General features: G+C 69.9%; 22 protein-coding genes. 17 read left to right on the top strand and 5 right to left on the bottom strand.

Features of this window, described 5'->3' with window-relative positions; genetic code table 11:
* The first annotated feature begins 157 nt into the window (after positions 1 to 157).
* Positions 158 to 1,009 (top strand): PE family protein, encoded by an 852-nt coding sequence (locus BST11_RS12665; RefSeq protein ID WP_083138313.1) that lies wholly within the window; start codon positions 158 to 160, stop codon positions 1,007 to 1,009.
* Positions 1,010 to 1,055: 46 nt separating this feature from the next.
* On the opposite strand, the gene BST11_RS12660 is transcribed toward BST11_RS12665, so the two are convergent.
* Positions 1,056 to 1,580, bottom strand: coding sequence for an amino-acid N-acetyltransferase (locus BST11_RS12660; RefSeq protein ID WP_142276321.1), 525 nt, complete (start codon positions 1,578 to 1,580; stop codon positions 1,056 to 1,058).
* Positions 1,581 to 1,627: 47 nt separating this feature from the next.
* Between BST11_RS12660 and pgsA the strand changes: the two genes are divergently transcribed.
* The 4 genes from pgsA to pspM all read left to right on the top strand — a co-directional run bounded on the left by pgsA (position 1,628) and on the right by pspM (position 4,464).
* Complete coding sequence (pgsA, locus tag BST11_RS12655) at positions 1,628 to 2,227, top strand: CDP-diacylglycerol--glycerol-3-phosphate 3-phosphatidyltransferase (protein ID WP_083138311.1); 600 nt, start codon at positions 1,628 to 1,630, stop codon at positions 2,225 to 2,227.
* 116 nt (positions 2,228 to 2,343) lie between these two features.
* A complete protein-coding gene (clgR, locus tag BST11_RS12650; RefSeq protein WP_083138361.1) occupies positions 2,344 to 2,670 on the top strand; it encodes a transcriptional regulator ClgR in 327 nt (108 codons plus the stop codon).
* A gap of 132 nt (positions 2,671 to 2,802) precedes the next feature.
* Entirely contained in the window at positions 2,803 to 3,627 is an 825-nt protein-coding gene (pspA, locus tag BST11_RS12645; protein ID WP_067325474.1) for a phage shock protein PspA, read from the top strand.
* 18 nt (positions 3,628 to 3,645) lie between these two features.
* On the top strand, positions 3,646 to 4,464 hold the full coding sequence (pspM, locus tag BST11_RS12640; RefSeq protein ID WP_083138310.1) for a phage shock envelope stress response protein PspM: 819 nt from the start codon (positions 3,646 to 3,648) through the stop codon (positions 4,462 to 4,464).
* Here pspM and BST11_RS12635 read toward each other — a convergent pair.
* Together BST11_RS12635 and BST11_RS12630 are read right to left on the bottom strand one after the other, a co-directional pair.
* Positions 4,461 to 4,859 (bottom strand): DUF5313 domain-containing protein, encoded by a 399-nt coding sequence (locus BST11_RS12635; RefSeq protein ID WP_083138309.1) that lies wholly within the window; start codon positions 4,857 to 4,859, stop codon positions 4,461 to 4,463. The two genes, pspM and BST11_RS12635, sit on opposite strands and share 4 nt — an antisense overlap.
* Positions 4,860 to 4,861: 2 nt before the next feature.
* Positions 4,862 to 5,293, bottom strand: a complete 432-nt coding sequence (locus BST11_RS12630) for a limonene-1,2-epoxide hydrolase (protein ID WP_083138308.1) — start codon at positions 5,291 to 5,293, stop codon at positions 4,862 to 4,864.
* 64 nt (positions 5,294 to 5,357) lie between these two features.
* Here BST11_RS12630 and BST11_RS12625 point away from each other — a divergent pair, with 64 nt between their 5' ends.
* Together BST11_RS12625 and BST11_RS12620 are read left to right on the top strand one after the other, a co-directional pair.
* A complete protein-coding gene (locus tag BST11_RS12625) occupies positions 5,358 to 6,524 on the top strand; it encodes a glycosyltransferase (RefSeq protein WP_083138307.1) in 1,167 nt (388 codons plus the stop codon).
* Between the two features lie 22 nt (positions 6,525 to 6,546).
* On the top strand, positions 6,547 to 6,741 hold the full coding sequence (locus BST11_RS12620) for a DUF3046 domain-containing protein (RefSeq protein WP_425320600.1): 195 nt from the start codon (positions 6,547 to 6,549) through the stop codon (positions 6,739 to 6,741).
* 117 nt (positions 6,742 to 6,858) lie between these two features.
* Here BST11_RS12620 and BST11_RS12615 read toward each other — a convergent pair whose 3' ends face one another.
* Entirely contained in the window at positions 6,859 to 7,542 is a 684-nt protein-coding gene (locus BST11_RS12615; RefSeq protein ID WP_083138305.1) for a (2Fe-2S)-binding protein, read from the bottom strand.
* A gap of 280 nt (positions 7,543 to 7,822) precedes the next feature.
* On the opposite strand from BST11_RS12615, the gene recA reads away from it, so the two are divergent.
* The 4 genes from recA to BST11_RS12595 are packed head-to-tail and all read left to right on the top strand — an operon-like array spanning position 7,823 to position 12,633.
* Complete coding sequence (recA, locus tag BST11_RS12610) at positions 7,823 to 9,964, top strand: intein-containing recombinase RecA (protein ID WP_083138304.1); 2,142 nt, start codon at positions 7,823 to 7,825, stop codon at positions 9,962 to 9,964.
* A complete protein-coding gene (gene recX, locus BST11_RS12605) occupies positions 9,936 to 10,448 on the top strand; it encodes a recombination regulator RecX (RefSeq protein ID WP_083138303.1) in 513 nt (170 codons plus the stop codon). Before recA ends, recX begins: the two co-directional genes overlap by 29 nt.
* A gap of 44 nt (positions 10,449 to 10,492) precedes the next feature.
* Complete coding sequence (gene miaB / locus BST11_RS12600; RefSeq protein WP_083138302.1) at positions 10,493 to 12,034, top strand: tRNA (N6-isopentenyl adenosine(37)-C2)-methylthiotransferase MiaB; 1,542 nt, start codon at positions 10,493 to 10,495, stop codon at positions 12,032 to 12,034.
* The gene (locus tag BST11_RS12595) at positions 12,022 to 12,633 is read left to right on the top strand and encodes an Rv2732c family membrane protein (RefSeq protein WP_083138301.1); all 612 of its coding nucleotides are present in this window, start codon (positions 12,022 to 12,024) and stop codon (positions 12,631 to 12,633) included. Before miaB ends, BST11_RS12595 begins: the two co-directional genes overlap by 13 nt.
* Positions 12,634 to 12,651: 18 nt before the next feature.
* Here BST11_RS12595 and BST11_RS12590 read toward each other — a convergent pair whose 3' ends face one another.
* Positions 12,652 to 13,986: a DUF349 domain-containing protein gene (locus BST11_RS12590; RefSeq protein ID WP_083138300.1), complete on the bottom strand. Its 1,335-nt coding sequence runs from the start codon at positions 13,984 to 13,986 to the stop codon at positions 12,652 to 12,654.
* A 341-nt stretch (positions 13,987 to 14,327) separates the two neighbouring features.
* Between BST11_RS12590 and BST11_RS12585 the strand changes: the two genes are divergently transcribed.
* From BST11_RS12585 to BST11_RS12560, 6 genes are all read left to right on the top strand, one after another.
* Complete coding sequence (locus BST11_RS12585; protein WP_083138299.1) at positions 14,328 to 15,299, top strand: DMT family transporter; 972 nt, start codon at positions 14,328 to 14,330, stop codon at positions 15,297 to 15,299.
* A gap of 39 nt (positions 15,300 to 15,338) precedes the next feature.
* Positions 15,339 to 16,037, top strand: a complete 699-nt coding sequence (locus tag BST11_RS12580; protein ID WP_083138298.1) for a class III extradiol ring-cleavage dioxygenase family protein — start codon at positions 15,339 to 15,341, stop codon at positions 16,035 to 16,037.
* Between the two features lie 8 nt (positions 16,038 to 16,045).
* The gene (gene miaA, locus BST11_RS12575; RefSeq protein WP_083138360.1) at positions 16,046 to 16,969 is read left to right on the top strand and encodes a tRNA (adenosine(37)-N6)-dimethylallyltransferase MiaA; all 924 of its coding nucleotides are present in this window, start codon (positions 16,046 to 16,048) and stop codon (positions 16,967 to 16,969) included.
* A gap of 15 nt (positions 16,970 to 16,984) precedes the next feature.
* Positions 16,985 to 17,863, top strand: a complete 879-nt coding sequence (gene dapF, locus BST11_RS12570; protein WP_083138297.1) for a diaminopimelate epimerase — start codon at positions 16,985 to 16,987, stop codon at positions 17,861 to 17,863.
* Positions 17,864 to 17,927: 64 nt separating this feature from the next.
* Positions 17,928 to 19,358, top strand: a complete 1,431-nt coding sequence (hflX, locus tag BST11_RS12565) for a GTPase HflX (RefSeq protein WP_083138296.1) — start codon at positions 17,928 to 17,930, stop codon at positions 19,356 to 19,358.
* Positions 19,359 to 19,574: 216 nt separating this feature from the next.
* Positions 19,575 to 20,735 carry an acyl-CoA dehydrogenase family protein gene (locus BST11_RS12560; protein WP_083138295.1) on the top strand — a complete coding sequence of 387 codons (1,161 nt, stop codon included), beginning with the start codon at positions 19,575 to 19,577 and terminating at the stop codon, positions 20,733 to 20,735.
* Positions 20,736 to 20,876 lie beyond the last annotated feature (141 nt).

The raw sequence follows: 20,876 nt of genomic DNA, 5'->3' as shown, positions 1-20,876 counted from the left end.
GATTTTCCGGCCGGATTTTCGCAACCACCGCACGCTCGGCGCGCAGATTGCGCGGAAAAACCGAGGCTACCGGTGCTAAACGGTCGATGTTAGGCTCCACTCCTCGCGCATCAGCTCGATATTTGGTCGGGGGGTATTTCAGCCCAGGAGGCTAACAATGCCGTTGCTAAGCGTCGTGCCCGATCTCGTATCGGAGGCAAGCGGAAACCTGGCGAATATCGGCTCTACCCTGCGCAACACGGTCGCGGCCGCGATGACGCAAACGACGGCGATCGCGGCGCCGGGCGGTGATGAGGTGTCGGCGGCCATTACAGCATTGTTCGCCGGCCACGCCGGTGACTTTCAGGCCTCGAGCGCCCAGGCCACGTCTTTTCACAATGAGTTCGTGAATCTGCTGAGCGGCGGCGCGGCTCAGTACGTGACCACCGAAGTCGCCAACGCTCAGCAAAACGTCATCAATGCGGTAAACGCGCCGGCTCAAGCGCTTGTGGGCCATCCCTTGATTCCTACGGGCGCCGGCGGGGGCGCGGCCGCCGCCGGTACCCCCGAGTTCACCGCCGGAACCCAGCAATACGGTCCGATTACGGTTGCCACGACGTCGTCGGCCAATCTGTCCACCTTCGACGCGTACATAGGAACCCCGATCGGCAACTTGTCATTGGTGTCGGCTCACGTCTTCGTCTCGCCAGACACCATAGGGCCGCCGGAAGCGCCATTGACGCCGATGGACCTGCATCTCGGTTTCCTGAACAACGGGTTTGGCTGGACCTTGTCGGCCCTTCCCGTCGGCGCGAACACCTTCGAGTACTCGTTTTATGCAACCAACTTCTGGGACACCGCCCAGGGCTTTTATTACACCCAGCCAATCTTCGGAAGCTGGCCGGCAACCGCAAGCATTCTGGAAAGCTATGGCCCGTTAGGCCCGACGGGGATCTCATTCGTCTCCCAAACCGGCGAACCGTTCGTTCCATGGATCGTCTTCAACGGTTCACCGGTGTTGGCCATTTAGCGTCGAGTTTCTCCGGCCGAGCGTGAAGCCGACTTCACGTTCGGTGTTACAACACCAGCAGCATCCGGGAGTTGCCCAGAATGTTGGGCTTGACGTAGCTGAGGTCCAGGAATTCGGCGACCCCGATGTCGTAGGAGCGGCACATCTCGTCGTACACCTCGGCGGTGACGGGCGTGCCCTCGATCTCGGTGAAGCCGTGCCTGCCGAAGAACTCCGTCTCGAAGGTCAGCACGAACAGCCGCCGCAGCTGCAGCTCGCGCGCGACCTCGAGGAGCCGGTCGACGATCGCGTGGCCGATGCCGCGGCCGGTCATGGCCGGGTCGACCGCCACGGTGCGGATCTCGCCGAGATCGGCCCACAGCACGTGCAGAGCCCCGCAACCGACCACCTGGCCCGGCAGGTCCGGGTGTTCGGCCACCCAGAACTCCTGGACGGCCTCGTACAGCGTGACGAGGTTCTTTTCCAGCAGGATCCGCCCCGAATAGGTGTCGACGAGTTGCTTGATCGCGGGGACATCCGAGGTTCGCGCACGCCGGACCACCGGCAGGGAACTTTCGGTCACGGGTAACAGTATCGGCGACGCGAAGGGGCGCGCTGGTCAACCGTTATTCTGATGCCGTGTCGGGACAGCCTCAGACCGGTCCGCTTACGGGACCGACGCCCGGCGCCCGCATCGCCAACCTCGCCAACACGCTGACCCTGCTTCGGCTGGTGCTGGTCCCGGTCTTCCTGATCGCGCTGTTCACCGCCGACGGCCACCAGATCGCCAACCGGGTAGCGGCTTTCGTGATTTTCGCCATCGCCTGCCTTACCGACCGGTTCGACGGCCTGCTGGCCCGAAACTACGGGATGGCGACCGAATTCGGCGCGTTCGTCGACCCGATCGCGGACAAGTTCCTGATCGGATCGGCGCTGATCGGCCTGTCGATGCTGGGGGACCTGCCGTGGTGGGTGACCGTGGTGATCATGGCCCGCGAGCTGACCGTCACACTGCTGCGGCTGGCGGTGATCCGCCGTGGGGTCATCCCGGCGAGTTGGGGCGGCAAGCTCAAGACCGTCGTGCAGGCGCTGGCCATCGGGCTGTTCGTGCTGCCCCTTTCGGGGGCCTTCCAGGTGGCGGCCTCGGTGGTGATGGGGATCGCGATCGTGCTCACCGTGGTTACCGGCGTCGACTACGTCGCCGGGACCGTCAAAACGGTCCGGGAAACGACCGACTGAGCGGGAACCAGGCCGAGGCCCGCGGCGTTGTGCGTTATGAGCGCCTGCCGGAGCGGCCGGAGCGGCTTGTCAGTGAGGAGTCGAGTGTGGGGCAGGGCTGGACGAAGGAGAGCAGGATGCCGCCATTGATGCGCGAGGTCATCGGGGACGTGTTGCGTCGGGCCCGGACGTCACAGGGCAGGACGCTGCGCGAGGTATCGGACTCGGCGCGGGTGAGCCTCGGGTATCTGTCGGAGGTCGAGCGCGGGCGCAAGGAGCCCTCCAGCGAGCTGCTCAACGCCATTTGCGACGCCCTGGACATGCCACTGTCGACGGTCCTGACCGGCGCCGGCGAGCGCATGGCGAGCGCGGAACGCACCGCGCACGGCGAGGCGAGCGGGCCCGCCATCGACCCCGCCACGAAGGTCGTCATCCCGCCCGTCGTGTCGCTGGCCGTGGCCTGACCGTTCCGGCGCTGTTCCGGCCGCAAGGGTGGGGCGATCGGCGCCGACCCGTTAAATTGAGCGACAGGGCGATACCAGCTGGACCCAGCTGGACCCAGCCCGGTAGACCGGAAGCGAAGGTGGAGCTGACCGATGGCCAATCCGTTCGTCAAAGCGTGGAAATACCTCATGGCGCTGTTCAACGCCAAGATTGACGAGCACGCCGACCCGAAAGTGCAGATCCAGCAGGCCATCGAGGAAGCGCAGCGCCAGCACCAGGCGCTGACCCAACAGGCGGCGCAGGTGATCGGCAACCAGCGCCAGCTCGAGATGCGGCTCAACCGGCAACTCGCGGACATCGAGAAGCTGCAAGTCAACGTGCGTCAGGCGCTCACACTGGCCGACCAGGCCACCGCCGCCGGGGACGCCGTCAAGGCCACCGAGTACAACAACGCCGCCGAGGCGTTCGCGGCGCAGCTGGTGACCGCCGAGCAGAGCGTCGAAGACCTCAAGGCCCTGCACGACCAGGCGCTGTCCGCCGCGGGCCAGGCGAAGAAGGCCGTCGAACAGAACTCGATGGTGTTGCAGCAGAAGATCGCCGAGCGCACCAAGCTGCTCAGCCAGCTCGAGCAGGCGAAGATGCAGGAACAGGTCAGCGCGTCGCTGCGGTCGATGAGCGAGATCGCCGCCCCGGGCACCACCCCCAACCTCGACGAGGTCCGCGACAAGATCGAGCGCCGCTACGCCAACGCGGTCGGCGCCGCCGAACTCGCCAAGGGCTCCGTGCAGGGCCGCATGCTCGAGGTCGAGCAGGCCGGCATCCAGATGGCCGGCCATTCGCGGCTGGAGCAGATCCGTGCGTCGATGCGTGGCGAGGCCCTGCCGGCGGGCGGGACGGCCGCCGAAGCCGCGCCGGCCACCCCCGCGCCCGCCGAGCCCGCCGGTGGTCAAGTCGCCGAGAAGCCCTTTGGTCAGTGACGCGCCGGGCGGCGTGAGATGGCGGTGAAAGCGACCCAGCGCGGGGCGTGGCGCGCGTTGGTGCAGCGGGGATTGGACACCGCCGCCGACGTTTCCGACCTGGTGGCCCAGAAGATCAGCGCCGCCGCCGATCCGCGGGCCCGGCTGCTGCGCCGCCGCCGCCGGGCGCTGCGGTGGGGGCTGATATTCAGCTTCGGTTGCCTGTTTTGGATCGCGGTGACCGGGGTGCTCGCGGCGTGGGGCTGGTTCGCCCTGCTGCTGGAGATCACCGGCGCCGTCGCGGTCGTGCTGGCGATCCCGGCGACGCTGCTGATGCTTCGCTACCGCTGGCTGCGCGCGGAGCCGCTGCCGGCGCCGCGGCCGGCCGCCGCGCGGCGCCTGCCGCCGCCCGGTTCGGCCGCCCGGCCCGCGATGTACGCGCTGGGCGCGTCGGAGCGCGGGTTCTTTTCGCTGCTGGGCGTGATCGAGCGGGGCGCGATGCTGCCGGCGGGCGAAATCGAGGACCTGACCGCCGCGGCCCGCAAGACCTCGGCGGCGATGGCGGCCACCGCCACCGAGGTGGTGTCGATGGAGCGGGCCGCGCAGCATTCGGAGTCGTCGCGGTCGTATCTGGTGCCCACCATCAACGCGTTCACCGCGCAGCTGAGCGCTGGCGTGCGTCAGTACAACGAAATGGTCACCGCCGCAGCGCAATTGGTGTCCTCCGCGAACGGTGACTCCGAGGCCGGTTTGGCCGCGGCCCAGCAGCGCTACCGCAGCGAGCTGGTCGACGCGACCGATCGCCTGCTGGGCTGGGCGCAGGCGTTCGACGAATTGGGCGGGCTGCCCCGGGGTTAATTCTCCGGCCGCGGGCCGTAGCGCTCGATGTAGGCGCGGTGGATGTGGGCGTCACGCTCGCGGGCGCGCTCGTCGACGAGTTCGGGGTCCAGGCCGTGCACCGCCAGCATGTGGCGGCGCCACACCTTGTTCAGCGCGTGCGAGAAGTAGACGAACGGGATGAGGATCGGCAGCGTCATGCTCAGGTGGACATCCAGCGTGGTCGGGATCAACCAGAACGGCGCCAGCACCAGCACGGCCGGCACCGCGACCCGCATCATCATTCGCCGGGTGGCGCCCTTGCCGGCCAGGTCGTTGCGCACCCACTCGCGCATCGAGTCGGGCAGCCGCGCCCCGGCGCAATACCGCACGAACTGCCAGGCGTTGGGTTTCGCCCGGGATGTATTGCCGCTCATTGCTATAGCGTCGCTTTCAGTGACGGGACCACCAGCCCGGCCAAACCGCGCGCCAGCCCCTTGAACATGTCGTAAACGTCAACGTAATCGCGCCACAAAGTAATCCGCCCGCCGTGCACCTCGAAGATTCCACAGGCCCAGAATTGTATCCGCAGCGGCCCGAAGATCAGTGCATCGGTGCGCTCGGTGAGCACCGCGGCGCCGTCGGCGGCGATGCGGTGAATCTTGACCTCGAAACCGATGCGCCCTTGCATGCTCCGAAGCATTTTGGCCGTGCGGCGCCCGCCGCGGATCCTGGACAGGCCGACGTTCTCGTAGACGAGGTCGTCGTCGAGTAAGCCGTCGACGGTGTCGAAGTCCTGATCCTGCAGGGCGTTGAGGAAACCTTCGACCGTGCGGGTGTTCGCCACGCCTGTTCCAGTCAGCTCGGTCATGGCTGCCAGCGTAGGCGAAACGCGGCGGTGGGTGACGCGCCGGCTCTGTGGCAGGGTAGGGCCGATGCGTGTCGCCGTGGTCGCCGGGCCGGATCCCGGGCACTCGTTCCCCGCGATCGCGCTGTGCCAACGGTTCGGCGAGGCGGGCGACGAGCCCGTCCTGTTCACCGGCGAGGAGTGGACCGGCGCGGCCCGCGCCGCGGGCGTCGACGCCGTCGAGTTGGACGGGCTCGCGGCCACCGATGGGGACGTCGACGCCGGGGCCCGGATCCACCGGCGCGCGGCGCGCATGGCGGTGCTCAACGTGCCCGCGCTGCGCGACCTGGCGCCTGATTTGGTGGTGTCCGACGTCATCACCGCCGGCGGCGGCATGGCCGCCGAGCTGTTGGGGATCCCGTGGATCGAGCTCAACCCGCATCCGCTGTACCTGCCGTCCAAGGGGCTGCCGCCGATCGGCAGCGGGCTGGCGCCGGGCACCGGCGTCCGCGGCCGGCTGCGCGACGCCACGATGCGGGCGCTGACGGCGCGGTCCTGGCGGGCCGGCATCAAGCAGCGCGGGGCGGCCCGGCTGGAGATCGGGCTGCCGGCCGTCGACGCCGGGCCGCTGCGCCGGTTGATCGCCACGCTGCCCGCGCTGGAGGTTCCCCGGCCGGACTGGCCCGACGAGGCCGTCGTCGTCGGACCGTTGCACTTCGAGCCCACCGATCGGGTCCTCGAGATCCCGCCCGGCGCCGGGCCGGTCGTGGTGATCGCGCCATCGACCGCGCTGACGGGCACCGCGGGGCTGGCCGAGGTCGCGCTCGAGTGTCTGATACCCGGGGAGACGCTGCCGGCGGGTTCGCGCCTGGCGGTCTCGCGGCTGGGCGGGGCCGAGTTGGCGTTGCCGCCGTACGCGGTGGCCGGGCTGGGGCGTCAGTCGGAGTTGCTGACCCACGCCGACGTGGTGATCTGCGGCGGGGGCCACGGCATGGTGGCCAAGACGCTGCTGGCCGGGGTGCCGCTGGTTATGGTCCCCGGCGGCGGGGACCAGTGGGAGATGGCCAACCGGGTGGCGCGCCAGGGGAGCGGCCGGCTGATCCGGCCGCTGACCGCCGACGCCCTCGTGGCGGCGGTGAACGACGTGCTGTCGTCGCCCGGCTATCTGCTCGCCGCGCGCCTGGCCGCCGCCGGCACCGCCGACGTCGCCGACCCTGTCGGTGTGTGCCACGAAGCGCTGGCGCTGGCGGGGTGAGCGCCTCGGTATGTTGGCTGACGTGCGGCTGACGGAATTCAACGAGCGGGTGGTCTTGCGATTCGGCGCGGCGTATGGCGCGTCGGTGTTGGTGGATCACGTGTTGACCGGTTTCGGCGGCAAGACCGCCGCGCAGGCGATCGAGGACGGCATCGAGCCGCGCGACGTGTGGCGCGCGCTGTGCGCCGACTTCGACGTGCCGCGCGACCAGTGGTGAGGTCTTTCCGGTCTGCGTTGCCGCATTGAGTGGGAACTGACGGCATTGCGTGTGAACCCAGGGCGGGATTTCGGGCGGCGTTTTTCCCGCCCAGGCTTCACACCCAAAGCCCAGGCTTCACAGTCGATCCCCGCTCGAGCGCGGCGCCCGACGAAACACGCAATCCCCGCAGACGGACATCCCCGGGACGCGGTAGAGCAGGCAGCAACTGCGCCGCCGAAAGCCCAGCCGTGGGCCCTCGAGCACACCGGATCCGGCCAGCATGCCGGTGTCCAGCAGCGCGCCCGCGGCGGCAACGACCGGGCCGCGCAGGTCGGGCCGCGCGTCGAGCAGGGCCCGGGCCGCCCCGACGAGGGCGGACGCGACGTTGCCGGCCAACAACCCGGGCGCCAGCTTCATTCGCAGGCCGGCGGCCAGCGGCTCCAGGTGTTCGTGCACGACGATGCGGTAGAGCACGTCCGTCGAGGGGGAGCCGACGGGGGCCCCGACGGGTTCGGGGATCCGGAGCTGCGCCCCGTCGTCCGCTCGCTGCAGGCGGCGCAGATCGGGGACGACGCCGTGGCCCAGGGCGCAGGCGAGCACCGGTGACCACAGCCGGGTGGCGTGGCCGAGGTGGACCAGGGAGGCCGCGATCCGCAGATCCGGCGTGGCGTAGCGGCGGGCGGTGGCATCGATCAGGTCGGCGCAGCCGTCGGCGTAGGACTGCCCGACGGGATGCCATCCCGCCGCGTCACCACCCACGGTGAGCGCGAAAAACCCTTTGTAGGAGGAGGTTTCGGCCAGCGCATGCGAGATGTCCATCCGCTGGCTACCAATCCTCGTCAGGGGAATCCGCCCCGGTCTCGTGAGGAAGCGCCGACGGTGAATGGCTGGCCCTCAGCTCGTGCAAACCCCGTCGGCGCCTTTCGGTAGCAGATGTTGCCACACGCCCCGCCCCGCCCGGCGTGTCCGCTTGAATCGAACAGATGTTCGGCTAGTGTGGGGAGCGTTCGGAGACCAACTTGTCGGTGGCCTTCCCTAGGGTCACGGCCAACCGACCAATACCGGTCAGAAGAACACACCGACGATAGGAAGAGGCACCATGACGCAAGCCCCCGACCGCGAGAAGGCTCTCGAGCTGGCGATGGCCCAGATCGAAAAGAGCTACGGCAAAGGATCGGTGATGCGTCTCGGCGACGAGATGCGTCAGCCGATCTCGGTCATCCCGACCGGATCCATCGCCCTGGACGTGGCCCTGGGCATCGGCGGCCTGCCGCGCGGCCGGGTCGTGGAGATCTATGGTCCGGAGTCCTCGGGTAAGACCACCGTCGCCCTGCACGCGGTGGCCAACGCCCAGGCCGCCGGCGGCGTCGCGGCGTTCATCGACGCCGAGCACGCGCTGGACCCCGAGTACGCCAAGAAACTCGGCGTCGACACCGATTCGCTGCTGGTCAGTCAGCCTGACACCGGGGAGCAGGCACTGGAGATCGCCGACATGCTGATCCGCTCCGGCGCGCTGGACATCCTGGTCATCGACTCGGTGGCGGCCCTGGTGCCGCGCGCGGAACTCGAAGGCGAGATGGGCGACAGCCACGTCGGGCTGCAGGCCCGCCTGATGAGCCAGGCGCTGCGGAAAATGACCGGCGCGCTCAACAACTCGGGCACCACGGCGATCTTCATCAACCAGCTCCGCGAGAAGATCGGTGTGATGTTCGGGTGCATGAATTACTCCACCCGAGTCACTCTTGCTGACGGCTCCACCGAAAAGATCGGCAAGATCGTCAACAACAAGATGGATGTCGAGGTGCTGTCTTACGACCCCGCGTCCGACCGGATTGTGCCCCGCAAGGTGGTGAACTGGTTCAACAACGGTCCTGCCGAGCAGTTCTTGCGGTTCACAGTCGAAAAGTCCACCGGTAACGGCAAGTCGCAGTTCGCCGCCACGCCCAACCACCTGATCCGCACGCCCGGTGGCTGGACGGAAGCCGGTGACCTCAACACCGGTGACCGGGTGCTGGCTGCCGAACCGCATCTACTCAGCGACCAGCAGTTTCAGGTGGTATTGGGGTCTTTGATGGGCGATGGGAACCTTTCGCCTAATCGGCGCGATCGAAACGGAGTCCGTTTCCGGCTGGGTCACGACGCTAAGCAGGTGGAGTACCTGCAGTGGAAGACCGCGTTGATGGGCAACATTTCGCATGCGGTGCGGGAGAACGCTATGGGCGCGAGCTTTGTCGACTTCACTCCGTTACCGGAGCTCGCCGAATTGCAGCGCGCGGTTTATCTCGGGGATGGCAAGAAATTCTTTTCTGAGGAGTATCTCAAGGCGCTCACGCCCCTCGCCCTGGCTATTTGGTACATGGATGACGGCTCTTTCACCTTGCGCTCCAAGGGATTGCAGGAACGGACCGCCGGTGGCAGCGGGCGCATCGAGATTTGCGTCGAGGCCATGACTGAAGGCGCCCGCGTACGGGTGTGCGACTATCTGCGCGACACGCACGGCTTGGATGTGCGGCTGCGGCACGCCGGCTCAGCCGGCAAGGCGGCCCTGGTGTTTTCGACCGCGGCCACGGCTAAGTTTCAGGAATTGGTCGCGCCTTACATGGCGCCGTCCATGGACTACAAGCTGTTGCGGCGGTTCCGTGGGCGGGGGACGGTAACGCCTCAGTTCACCGAACCCACACAGCAGTTGGTGCCGGCCCGCGTTCTGGATGTGCATGTCAAACCGCACACGCGATCCATGAATCGATTCGACATCGAGGTCGAGGGCAATCACAACTATTTCGTTGACGGAGTGATGGTCCATAACTCGCCCGAAACCACCACGGGCGGAAAGGCTTTGAAGTTCTACGCCTCGGTTCGCATGGACGTGCGCCGGATCGAGACGCTCAAGGATGGCACCAACGCGGTCGGCAACCGCACCCGGGTCAAGGTCGTCAAGAACAAGGTGTCGCCGCCGTTCAAGCAGGCCGAGTTCGACATCCTCTACGGCAAGGGCATCAGCCGCGAGGGCTCGCTGATCGACATGGGGGTGGATCAGGGCTTCATCCGCAAGTCCGGGTCGTGGTTCACCTACGAGGGCGAGCAGCTCGGCCAGGGCAAGGAGAACGTGCGCAACTTCCTGATGGAAAACGCCGATGTCGCCAACGAGATCGAGAAGAAGATCAAGGAAAAGCTCGGCATCGGCGCGGTCGTGACCGACGACCCCTCCGGCGATGTCCTCCCCGCTCCCGTCGACTTCTGAGCCATCCCGCGACGAGCAGGCGCGCGCGTTGTGCCTGCGCCTGCTCACCGCGAGGGCGCGCACGCGGGCCGAGCTGTCCGGTCAGCTGTCCAAGCGCGGCTATCCCGACGACGTCCGCGCCAGGGTGCTCGACCGGCTGGCCTCCGTCGGCCTGATCGACGACGCGGAGTTCGCCGAGCAGTGGGTGTCCTCCCGGCGCGCGAGGGCGGGAAAGAGCAAACGCGCCCTGGCCGCCGAGTTGCACACCAAGGGCGTGGACAACGACGTGATCACGGCGGCGCTGGCCGGGATCGACGCCGACGACGAGCGCGACCGCGCCGAGCAGTTGGTGCGGTCCAAGCTGCGGCGGGAGGCGCTGGACGACGAAGCGCGGGTGACCCGCCGGCTGGTGGGGATGCTGGCGCGCCGCGGCTACGGCCAGAACCTGGCGTGCGAGGTCGTCCTGGCCGAGCTGGCCGCCGAACGGGAGCGCCGCCGCGTCTAGCTGCGGGTTAATCCGAGAACCCGCGGTCGCCGTACCATGGCCCCGTGACTTCGACGGTGACGCGGGACGACCCTGCCGCGGCGGGCGCCGCGCCCGCGCGCACCTACCAGGTCCGCACCTACGGCTGCCAGATGAACGTCCACGACTCGGAGCGGTTGGCGGGGTTGCTGGACGCCGCCGGTTACCGGCGGGCGTCCGACGGCGCCGATTTCGGAGACGCCGACGTGGTGGTCTTCAACACCTGCGCCGTGCGGGAGAACGCCGACAACAAGCTGTACGGCAACCTCAGCCACCTGGCCCCGCGCAAGCGCGGCAACCCCGACATGCAGATCGCGGTCGGCGGCTGCCTGGCCCAAAAGGACCGCGACGCGCTGCTGCGCAGGGCGCCGTGGGTCGACGTCGTCTTCGGCACCCACAACATCGGGTCGCTGCCGACGCTGCTCGATCGCGCCCGGCACAACAGGGTCGCGCAGGTGGAAATCGCCGAGGCGCTGCAGCACTTCCCGTCGTCGCTGCCCAGCGCCCGCGAATCGGCTTACGCCGCCTGGGTTTCCATCTCGGTCGGGTGCAACAACAGCTGCACCTTCTGCATCGTCCCGTCGCTGCGCGGCAAGGAGGTCGACCGCAGCCCGGCCGACATCCTGGCCGAGGTCCGCTCGCTGGTGGACGACGGCGTGCTCGAAGTCACCCTGCTGGGCCAGAACGTCAACGCCTACGGCGTTTCCTTCGCCGACCCCGCCCTGCCCCGCGATCGCGGCGCGTTCGCCGAGTTGCTGCGCGCGTGCGGCGAAATCGACGGGCTGGAGCGGGTGCGGTTCACCTCCCCGCACCCGGCCGAGTTCACCGACGACGTCATCGAGGCGATGGCGCAGACGGCGAACGTGTGCCCCGCGCTGCACATGCCGCTGCAGTCGGGATCCGACCGGGTGCTGCGCGCGATGCGCCGCTCCTACCGCGCCGAGCGCTACCTGGGCATCATCGAGCGCGTCCGGGCGGCCATGCCGCACGCGGCGATCACCACCGACCTGATCGTCGGGTTTCCCGGCGAGACCGAGGAGGACTTCGCCGCCACCCTCGACGTCGTGCGGGAGGCCCGGTTCGCGGCCGCGTTCACCTTCCAGTACTCCAAGCGGCCCGGCACCCCGGCCGCCGAACTGCCCGAGCAGCTGCCGAAAGCCGTTGTCCAGGAACGCTATGAGCGGCTGGTCGACCTGCAGGAGCGGATCTCGCTGGCGGGTAACCGCGCGCTGATCGGGCAGACCGTCGAACTCCTCGTGGCCACCGGCGAGGGACGCAAGGACACCCGCACGGCGCGCATGACGGGGCGGTCGCGCGACGGCCGGCTGGTGCACTTCGCACCTGTCGAGGCCCCCGGCGACGCGGTCCGGCCGGGCGACATCGTCACGACAAGGATCACCGAGGCCGCGCCGCACCACCTGATCGCCGACGCGGGCGTCCTCACCCACCGGCGCACGCGCGCGGGCGACGCCCACGCCGCCGGGCAGCGGCCGCGCACGATCGGGCTCGGCATGCCCGCCGTCGGGCCGACCGTCGAGCCGCTCGAACCCCTGGGATGTCAACGATGAAGAAACACCACACCGACATCGACGCGCTGCGCAGCGAAATCGAGGCCGCGGAGCGGCGGGTGGGGCGCGAGATCGACCCCGGCGCAAGGGCTTTGGTGGTCGCGATCCTGGTGTTCGTGCTGCTGGCTTCGTTCATCCTGCCGCACACCGGCCACGTGCGCGGATGGGACGTGCTGTTCGCCAGCCACGGCGCCGGCGCGGCCGCGGTGGGCCTGCCGTCGCGGGTGTTCACCTGGCTGGCGCTGGTGTTCGGCGTGGGCTTCTCGATGCTGGCGCTATTGACCCGGCGCTGGGCGCTGGCCTGGATCGCGCTCGCGGGCTCGGCGATCGCGTCGGCCTGTGGGCTGCTGGCCGTCTGGTCGCGCCAGACCGTGGCCGCCGGGCATCCCGGACCCGGGATCGGGCTTTTCCTCGCGTGGATCACCTTGATCCTGTTGACGTTTCACTGGGCCCGGGTGGTGTGGTCGCGCACCATCGTGCAACTTGCGGCCGAGGAGCAGCGGCGCCGCGTCGCCGCCGAGCAGCACTCCAAGACCCTGCTGGAGAGCCTGGATGACCCGGATGCCGCGCCGCCGGGCGAAGGCCGCGATCAAAGCTAGCGGTGTCGCAGGCCCGGGCTAGGTCTTGCGGGTCAGCGCTTCGGCCGCCGCGTCGGCCCACTGCCGCCACTGTTCGGCATTGGCCTTGGCCTCCTCGGCGTCCTTGGTCCGGCCGGCTGCGGCCGCCTTCTGGGCCTGCTGTTCGTACTGCTCGGCACGCGTGCGGAACTGCTCGGCGCGGGCCTGCGCCTGGGGGTCGGACCAATCCGCCTCGCCGGCGTCGCGCACCTTCTTCTCGACCGCGCGCAGGCGCCGCTCCAACTCGGCCGACCGTTCCCGCGGCACCTTGCCGATCGCGTCCCATCTGTCGGCGATCGACCGCAGCGCCGCCCGGGCCGCGTCCAGGTTGCTGGTGTCGATCCTTTCCGCCTCGGCCAGCAGCGCCTCCTTGGCGGTGGCATTGGCGCGGAACTCGGCGTCCTTTTCCGCCGTCGCCGCGTTGCGGGCACTGAAGAAGCAATCCTGGGCGGCCTTGAAGCGGCGCCACAGCGCGTCGTCGACCTCCCGGGTGGTGCGCCCGGCGCCCTTCCACTCGCTGAGCAGCTTGCGGAACTCGGCGCTGGTGGCGGTCCAGTCCGTCGAGTCGGACAGCTCTTCGGCGCGTTCGCAGAGGCGTTCCTTCGCCTGGCGTACCCCCGACCGCTCGCGGTCCAGCTCGGCGAAGTGAGCCCCGCGCCGCCGGTTGAACGCGTCCCTGGCCGCCGAGTAGCGCTTCCACAACGCGTCGTCGACCTTGCGGTCCAGGCCGCTGATCGTCTTCCACTCGTCGAGGATGGCGCGCAGCCGGTCTCCGGCAGCCTTCCATTGCGTCGCGTTGGCGGCCAGGTCCTCGGCCTCGGCGGCCAGCGCTTCCTTGCGGGCGGTCTGCGCGGCCCGGTGCTCCACGCGCTTGGAGCGGTCTTCCGCGATGGCGGTGTCGGCGTGCTCGAGAATGCTGGCCAGCCGGCCCGCGAGCGCGTCGATGTCGCCCAGCACACTGGCGGTCGGCAACGTCTCCGACAGCGCGGACGCGTTGGCCTTGATCTTGCGGGCATCCCCGCTGCCCGAGGCCAGCCGCTCCTCCATCAGGGTGATTTCGGTGCTCAGATCGTCGAAGCGCCGCCCGAAGTGGGCGAACGCGGCCTCCCGGTCGCCCGCCTGCCAGGAGCCGATGACGCGCTCGCCGGCGGAGCTGATGAGCCAGACCGTGCCGTCGTCGTCGACGCGCCCGAACCGGTGCGGATCGCTGGCGGGGTGCAGGGCCGGCGGGTGGGGCGGTCGCGGACCAGGGCTCGCGGGCCGGGGCCCGGGACGCGGCCCCGGACGGGGCGCGGGCTTGGGTGAAGCGTGGCTCCCGGGCTGGTCGGCCGTCATGCGCTCGTCACCACCCTTCTGCCCCTTCGGCAAACTTCCGCGAACCGTTCGCGCGGGAGTGTCCCGCGCGGGCCGGCTCCAACAGTATTCAAGCAGCTTGGCCGGTCGCACGCGCCTACCTGTTACGCCCGGCGCGGGCGGATAACGTTTCGATTCCACCGTCGCCTCGGCCATAGGGCGGCGTCGCGCCGCCCGGTACCGTGGCGGACACCGGCGATCAGTTTGCTGCGGTCGCCGACGGCCACGGCGGCCGTGGCGTGGCCCGTACAGTGGTCGGTGAACTGTTATGAAACGGCGCGTGTACACATGGATTTCGGGGGGAGCGCTGGTGAGGGGTTCCCATGACGAAAGTTGACATCGCGGCGCTGATCGCCTTGTGCGCAGCGCTGGCCTCCGCGTGCGGCGATGTCATCCGGCAGCGCTCCGCGCAGGAGATCACCGACAAAGAGGTCGGCCACCTCGAGCTGTTCCGCATGTCGCTGCGCGACAAGCGGTGGTGGCTGGGCGGCGCGGCGGCGGTGACCAACTACAGCCTGCAGGCCGCGGCCCTGGCATGGGGGTCGGTGGTGCTCGTGACGGCGCTGCAGGTGACCGCCCTGCTGTTCGCGCTGCCGATCTACGCGCGGCTGACCAAACACCGGGTCACCCGCTGGGAGTGGCTGTGGGCGTTCGCGCTGGCGGCCGCGCTGGCGTTGGTCGTCGTCGTCGGCGACCCGACGGCCGGACACCACCGGGCGCCGTGGTCGACGTGGATCGTGGTGGCCGTGGTGCTGGGCCCGGCGTTGGTGGTGTGCGTCCTGGCGGCGCGGATCTGGTCGGGGCGTCCGATCGCGGCCGCGCTGCTGGCCGTGGTGGCGGGGTCGTCGTTGGCGCTGTTCGCGGTGTTGACCAAGGGCGTCGTCGAGGTGCTCGAAGGGGGGCTGGGCGCCGTGCTGGCCGCGCCCGAGTTCTACCCCTGGCTGGCGGCGGCGTTGTGCGGGATGATCTTCCAGCAATCGGCCTTTCGGGCCGGGGCGCTGACCGCGTCGTTGCCGACGATGACCGTGTGCAAGCCGGTGGTGGCCGGCGTGCTGGGGGTCATGGTGCTCGACGAGACGCTGAACGCCAGGGGCCCCGAGTCGATCGTCCTGGTCGCCGCGGTGGCGATGGTGATCGTCGCCACGGTCGCCCTGGCGCGCGGGGAGGCCGCGTCGATGGCGGCGGGCACGGGGCGCGACGTGCTGGCGGCCGTGCGCCGCGCGACCCTGCCCGACGGCGGTCGCCGCTGGGACGTGGCCCCGGCCGCGTCCGAGGGAAGCCGGACCATCACCTAGCCCCGTCCGACCCCGTGCGCCTTGGCTAAGTTTGGTCACGTGCTGGGCACCATCGCGATCGTTCCCTCGACGCCGCTGCTCGTTCCCGAGCTCGCGGGGACGGCCGCCGCCGAGGTCGCCGACCTGACCGCCGCGGTGCTGGCCGCGGCCGCCCTGCTGCCACCGCGCTGGGTGGCCGTGGGCGCGGGCCGCGCCGACGAGGCGTTCGAACCCGACGGGCCGGCCGGCACCTTCGCCGGGTTCGGCGCCGACCTGCGAGTGGGGCTCTCGCCGCGGGCGCTGGACGGCGCCGACGCGCCGGTCGAATTGCCGGTGTGCGCGCTGCTGGCGGCGTGGGTGCGGGGCCGGGCCCGGCCGGAGGGCAGCGCGCAGGTCCGCGTCTACCGCTGCGACCACGACGCCGAGGCCGCGCTGGCCCGCGGCCGGCGGCTGCGCGCCGAGATCGAACGGCTGCCGGAGCCCGTCGGGGTCCTGGTCGTGGCCGACGGCGCGAACACCCTCACACCGGCCGCCCCCGGCGGCTACCGGCCGGATGACGCCGGGGTGCAACTGGCGCTGGACGACGCGCTGGCCAACGGCGACGCCGCCGCGCTGGCCGGGCTGCCGCCGCAGATCGGCGGGCGGGTCGCGTTCCAGGCGCTGGCGGGCCTCGCCGGGCCGGGGCCGCGGTCGGCCAAGGAGCTCTACCGGGGCGCGCCGTACGGCGTGGGCTACTTCGCCGGCGTCTGGCAGCTGTGAGCCGCGCCGTGCGACCGATGGCGATCGTCGGGCCCACCGGTACCGGCAAGTCGGAACTGGCGCTCGACGTCGCGGAGCGGGCGGAACGGCTGGGCATCGACGTGGAAATCGTCAACGCCGACGCGATGCAGCTGTATCGGGGTATGGACATCGGCACCGCCAAGCTGCCCGTGCAGGCGCGCCGCGGCATTCCGCACCACCAGCTCGACGTGCTGGACGTCACCGAGACCGCCACCGTCGCCCGCTATCAGCGGGCCGCCGCCGCCGACGTCGAAGCGATCGCCGCCCGCGGCGCGCTGCCGGTGATCGTGGGCGGCTCGATGCTCTACATCCAGTCCCTGCTCGACGACTGGGAGTTTCCCGCGACCGACCCCGCGGTGCGGGCGCGCTGGGAGCGGCGGCTCGCCGAGGTCGGGGTGGGCAGGTTGCACGCCGAGCTGGCCCGCCGCGACCCGGCCGCGGCCGCGGCGATCCTGCCCACCGACGGACGGCGCACGGTGCGGGCCCTCGAGGTCGTCGAACTCACGGGGCAGCCGTTCGCCGCGTCCGCGCCGCGCATCGGCGCGCCGCGCTGGGACACCGTCATCATCGGGTTGGATTGCGAGACGGCACTTCTGGACGAAAAGTTGGCCCGGCGCACCGAGGCGATGTTCGACCGGGGCCTGGTCGACGAGGTGCGCGGCCTGCTGCGCGAGGGCCTGCGCGACGGGGTCACCGCCCCGCGCGCGGTCGGCTACGCCCAGGTGATCGCCGACTTGGACGCGGGCGGAAACGGCGACGGCGCGCGGGAGCCGACGTTCGTCGCCACCCGACGCTACGTGCGGCGGCAGCGGTCGTGGTTCCGCCGCGACCACCGCATCCGCTGGCTCGACCCCGCCGACCGCGCCGACGTCGTCGCGGAGGCGGTGCGGGCCTGGCGGGACGTATCCTGAACTGGTGATTTCCGCATGATTTTCGCCAAGGGGCACGGCACGCAGAACGACTTCGTGCTCCTGCCCGACCTCGACGCGGAGCTGACGCTGACCGCCGCCCGCGTGGCCGCGCTGTGCGACCGGCGCCGCGGTCTGGGCGCCGACGGGGTGCTGCGGATCACGACCGCGCGCGCCGCCCAGCGGGTGGGCGTGCTCGACCGCCTGCCCGACGGCGTCGGCGTGAGCGACTGGTACATGGACTACCGCAACGCCGACGGGTCGACCGCACAGATGTGCGGCAACGGAGCGCGGGTGTTCGCGCACTACCTGCGGGCCACCGGGCTGGAATCCCGCGACGAGTTCGTCGTCGGGTCGCTGGCCGGCGCGCGACCGGTCACGCTGCACCACGCCGGCGACACCGACGCCGACGTCACCGTCGACATGGGCAAGGCCAACCGGGTCGGCAGCGGGCAGGCGGTGGTCGGGGGCCGGCGGTTCACCGGCCTGGCCGTCGACGTGGGCAACCCGCACCTGGCGTGTGTGGACCCGCGGCTGAGCGCCGAACAGCTCGCGGCCCTGGACGTGGGCGCGCCGGTGGAATTCGACCACGCCCAGTTCCCCCACGGCGTCAACGTCGAGGTGCTGACGTCGCCGGCCTGGGGCTCGGACGGGGGCGCGGTGCGGATGCGGGTGCACGAGCGCGGGGTGGGGGAGACCCGCTCCTGCGGCACCGGGACGGTCGCGGCCGCCGTCGCCGCGCTGGCCGATGCCGGCGCCGACACCGGCACGCTCGCCGTGAGCGTGCCCGGCGGCGACGTCGTGGTGACCATCACCGACGCCACCAGCTACCTGCGCGGGCCGTCGGTGCTGGTGGCCCGCGGCGAGATCAGCGAGGAATGGTGGCGCGCACAGTGACGTTGAACCGGGCGTTAAATCAGGTGCGCGACACCGCTTCCGCGTGCACTATTGCTAGTTGCCTATGACGAATCCCGAGACACATCCCGAGACTCCCTTTACCGATCTCGAGCTCAGTGCGGGCGAACTCGCCCTCGAAGAGCGCTCGGCGCTGCGCCGCGTCGCCGGGCTGTCCACCGAACTCGCCGACGTCTCCGAGGTCGAGTACCGCCAGCTGCGGCTGGAACGCGTCGTGCTGGTGGGCGTGTGGACCGAAGGCAGCGCCGCCGACAACCAGGCCAGCATGGCCGAGCTGGCCGCGCTGGCCGAAACCGCCGGCTCGCAGGTGCTCGAGGGGCTCATCCAGCGCCGCGACAAGCCGGACCCGTCGACCTACATCGGCTCGGGCAAGGCGGCCGAACTTCGCGAGGTGGTCGTGGCGACCGGCGCGGATACCGTCATCTGCGACGGCGAACTGTCCCCGGCGCAGCTGACCGCGCTGGAGAAGGCCGTGAAGGTCAAGGTGATCGACCGCACCGCGCTGATTCTGGACATCTTCGCCCAGCACGCCACCAGCCGGGAGGGCAAGGCCCAGGTATCGCTGGCCCAGATGGAGTACATGCTGCCGCGGCTGCGCGGCTGGGGTGAGTCGATGTCGCGGCAGGCCGGCGGCCGCGCCGGCGGCAGCGGCGGCGGGGTGGGCCTGCGCGGTCCCGGTGAGACCAAGATCGAGACCGACCGGCGGCGCATCCGCGAGCGGATGGCCAAGCTGCGCCGCGAGATCAAGGGCATGAAGCAGGCCCGCGACACGCAGCGCAGCCGTCGGCTGCACAGCGACATCCCGTCGATCGCGATCGTCGGCTACACCAACGCCGGGAAATCCAGCCTGCTCAACGCGCTGACCGGGGCCGGTGTGCTGGTGCAGGACGCGCTGTTCGCCACCCTCGAACCCACCACGCGGCGCGCCGAACTCGTGAACGGCCGCCCGTTCGTGCTCACCGACACGGTCGGGTTCGTGCGCCACCTGCCCACCCAGCTGGTCGAGGCGTTCCGCTCGACCCTGGAGGAGGTCGTCGACGCCGACCTGCTGGTGCACGTCGTCGACGGCTCCGACGTCAACCCCATGGCCCAGATCAACGCGGTACGCCAGGTGATCTCCGAGGTGATCGCGGACCGTAGCGGTGATCCGCCCCCCGAGCTGTTGGTGGTCAACAAGGTCGACGCCGCCAGCGACCTGGCGCTGGCCAAGCTCCGCCACGGGCTGCCCGGCGCCGTGTTCGTCTCCGCGCGCACCGGCGAGGGCATCGACGCCCTGCAGCGGCGGATCGCCGAGCTCGCGGCACCCACGGAAACCGCCGTGGACGTGGTGATCCCGTACGACCGTGGCGACCTGGTCGCCCGGCTGCACGCCGGGGGACGCGTCCAACGGGAGGAACACGACGCCGACGGCACCCGCATCCGCGCCCGCGTCCCGATGGCGCTGGCCGCCGCGCTGCGCGAGTTCGCCGCCGACTAGACGAGCCGCCGAGGGCGCGCCGCGCCCCGAGACTGCGACCACGCACGCCCGCATCGCCGTGTCCCGTGCGTCGGTGCGGTGGCGGTGCGGTGTCGCGGGTCGCGGGGGCGCTGACGCGTCGCGCCCGGCCTGACCCCGCCAAATGCCGACCAACCGGCTGGTTGGTATATCTTGGGCGAAACAGTCCCATTCGGCGAAAGTCAGCGGAGGTCATCCATGAGTGGTGCCGTCAAGTACCAGCGCACACTTTTCGAGCCCGAGCACGACTTGTTCCGTGAGTCCTACCGCAGCTTCCTCGACCGCCACGTGGCGCCCTACCACGCCGAATGGGAAAAGGCCAAGATCGTCGACCGCGACGTGTGGCTCGAGGCGGGCAAGCAGGGCTTTTTGGGCATGGCCGTGCCCGAAGAGTACGGCGGCGGCGGCAACCCCGACTTCCGGTACAACACGATCATCACCGAGGAAACCACCGCCGGGCGCTACAGCGGGATCGGCTTCGGCCTGCACAACGACATCGTCGCGCCCTACCTGCTCGACCTGGCCACCGACGAGCAAAAGCAGCGCTGGTTGCCCAAGTTCTGCACCGGCGAGCTGATCACCGCGATCGCGATGACCGAGCCCGGAACCGGCAGCGACTTGCAGGGCATCAAGACCCGGGCGGTCAAGGAGGGCGACCACTACGTCCTCAACGGGGCAAAGACGTTCATTACCAACGGGATCAACTCCGACCTCGTGATCGTGGTGGCCCAGACCGACCCCGACAAGGGCGCCCAGGGCTTCTCGCTGCTCGTCGTCGAACGTGGCATGGAGGGCTTCGAACGGGGCCGCCACCTCGACAAGATCGGGCTGGACGCCCAGGACACCGCCGAGCTGTCTTTCACCGACGTGCACGTGCCGACCGAAAACCTCCTGGGCGAGGAGGGCATGGGCTTCATCTACCTCATGCGCAACCTGCCCCAGGAGCGGATCAACATCGCCATCATGGCCGCCGCCGCCATGGAGCAGGTGCTCGAGGAGACGCTGCAATACACCAAGGAGCGCAAAGCTTTTGGCAAGCCGATCGGCAGCTTCCAGAACAGCCGGTTCGTGCTCGCCGAGCTGGCCACCGAGGCCACCGTGGTGCGCATCATGGTCGATGAGTTCATTCGCCTGCACCTGGACGGAAAGCTGACGGCCGAACAGGCCGCGATGGCCAAGTGGTATTCCACCGAGAAGCAGGTGCACCTGATCGACCGCTGCCTGCAGCTGCACGGCGGCTACGGCTACATGCGCGAATACCCTGTGGCCCGAGCCTATCTCGACGCTCGGGTGCAGACCATCTACGGCGGCACGACCGAGATCATGAAGGAAATCGTCGGCCGCAGCCTGGGTGTCTAGCAATCCCGTTGCCGCGCAACCACAATCGCGGCCACCGTCTCCTACGGGGCGCCGCGGCCACTAGCTACTTCGACCTGAAAAAGTCGGGGCGTGTCGAGCCTTTTGAGGATCGCTGAGCTGGGATGATGTCCTCGAACCCTT

Origin of the sequence: Mycobacterium alsense (assembly GCF_002086635.1) — a bacterium.
Classification (GTDB): Bacteria; Actinomycetota; Actinomycetes; order Mycobacteriales; family Mycobacteriaceae; genus Mycobacterium; species Mycobacterium alsense.
The sequence above is the reverse complement of the archived record's forward strand: the minus strand, read 5'-3'. Positions and strand labels throughout refer to the sequence as shown.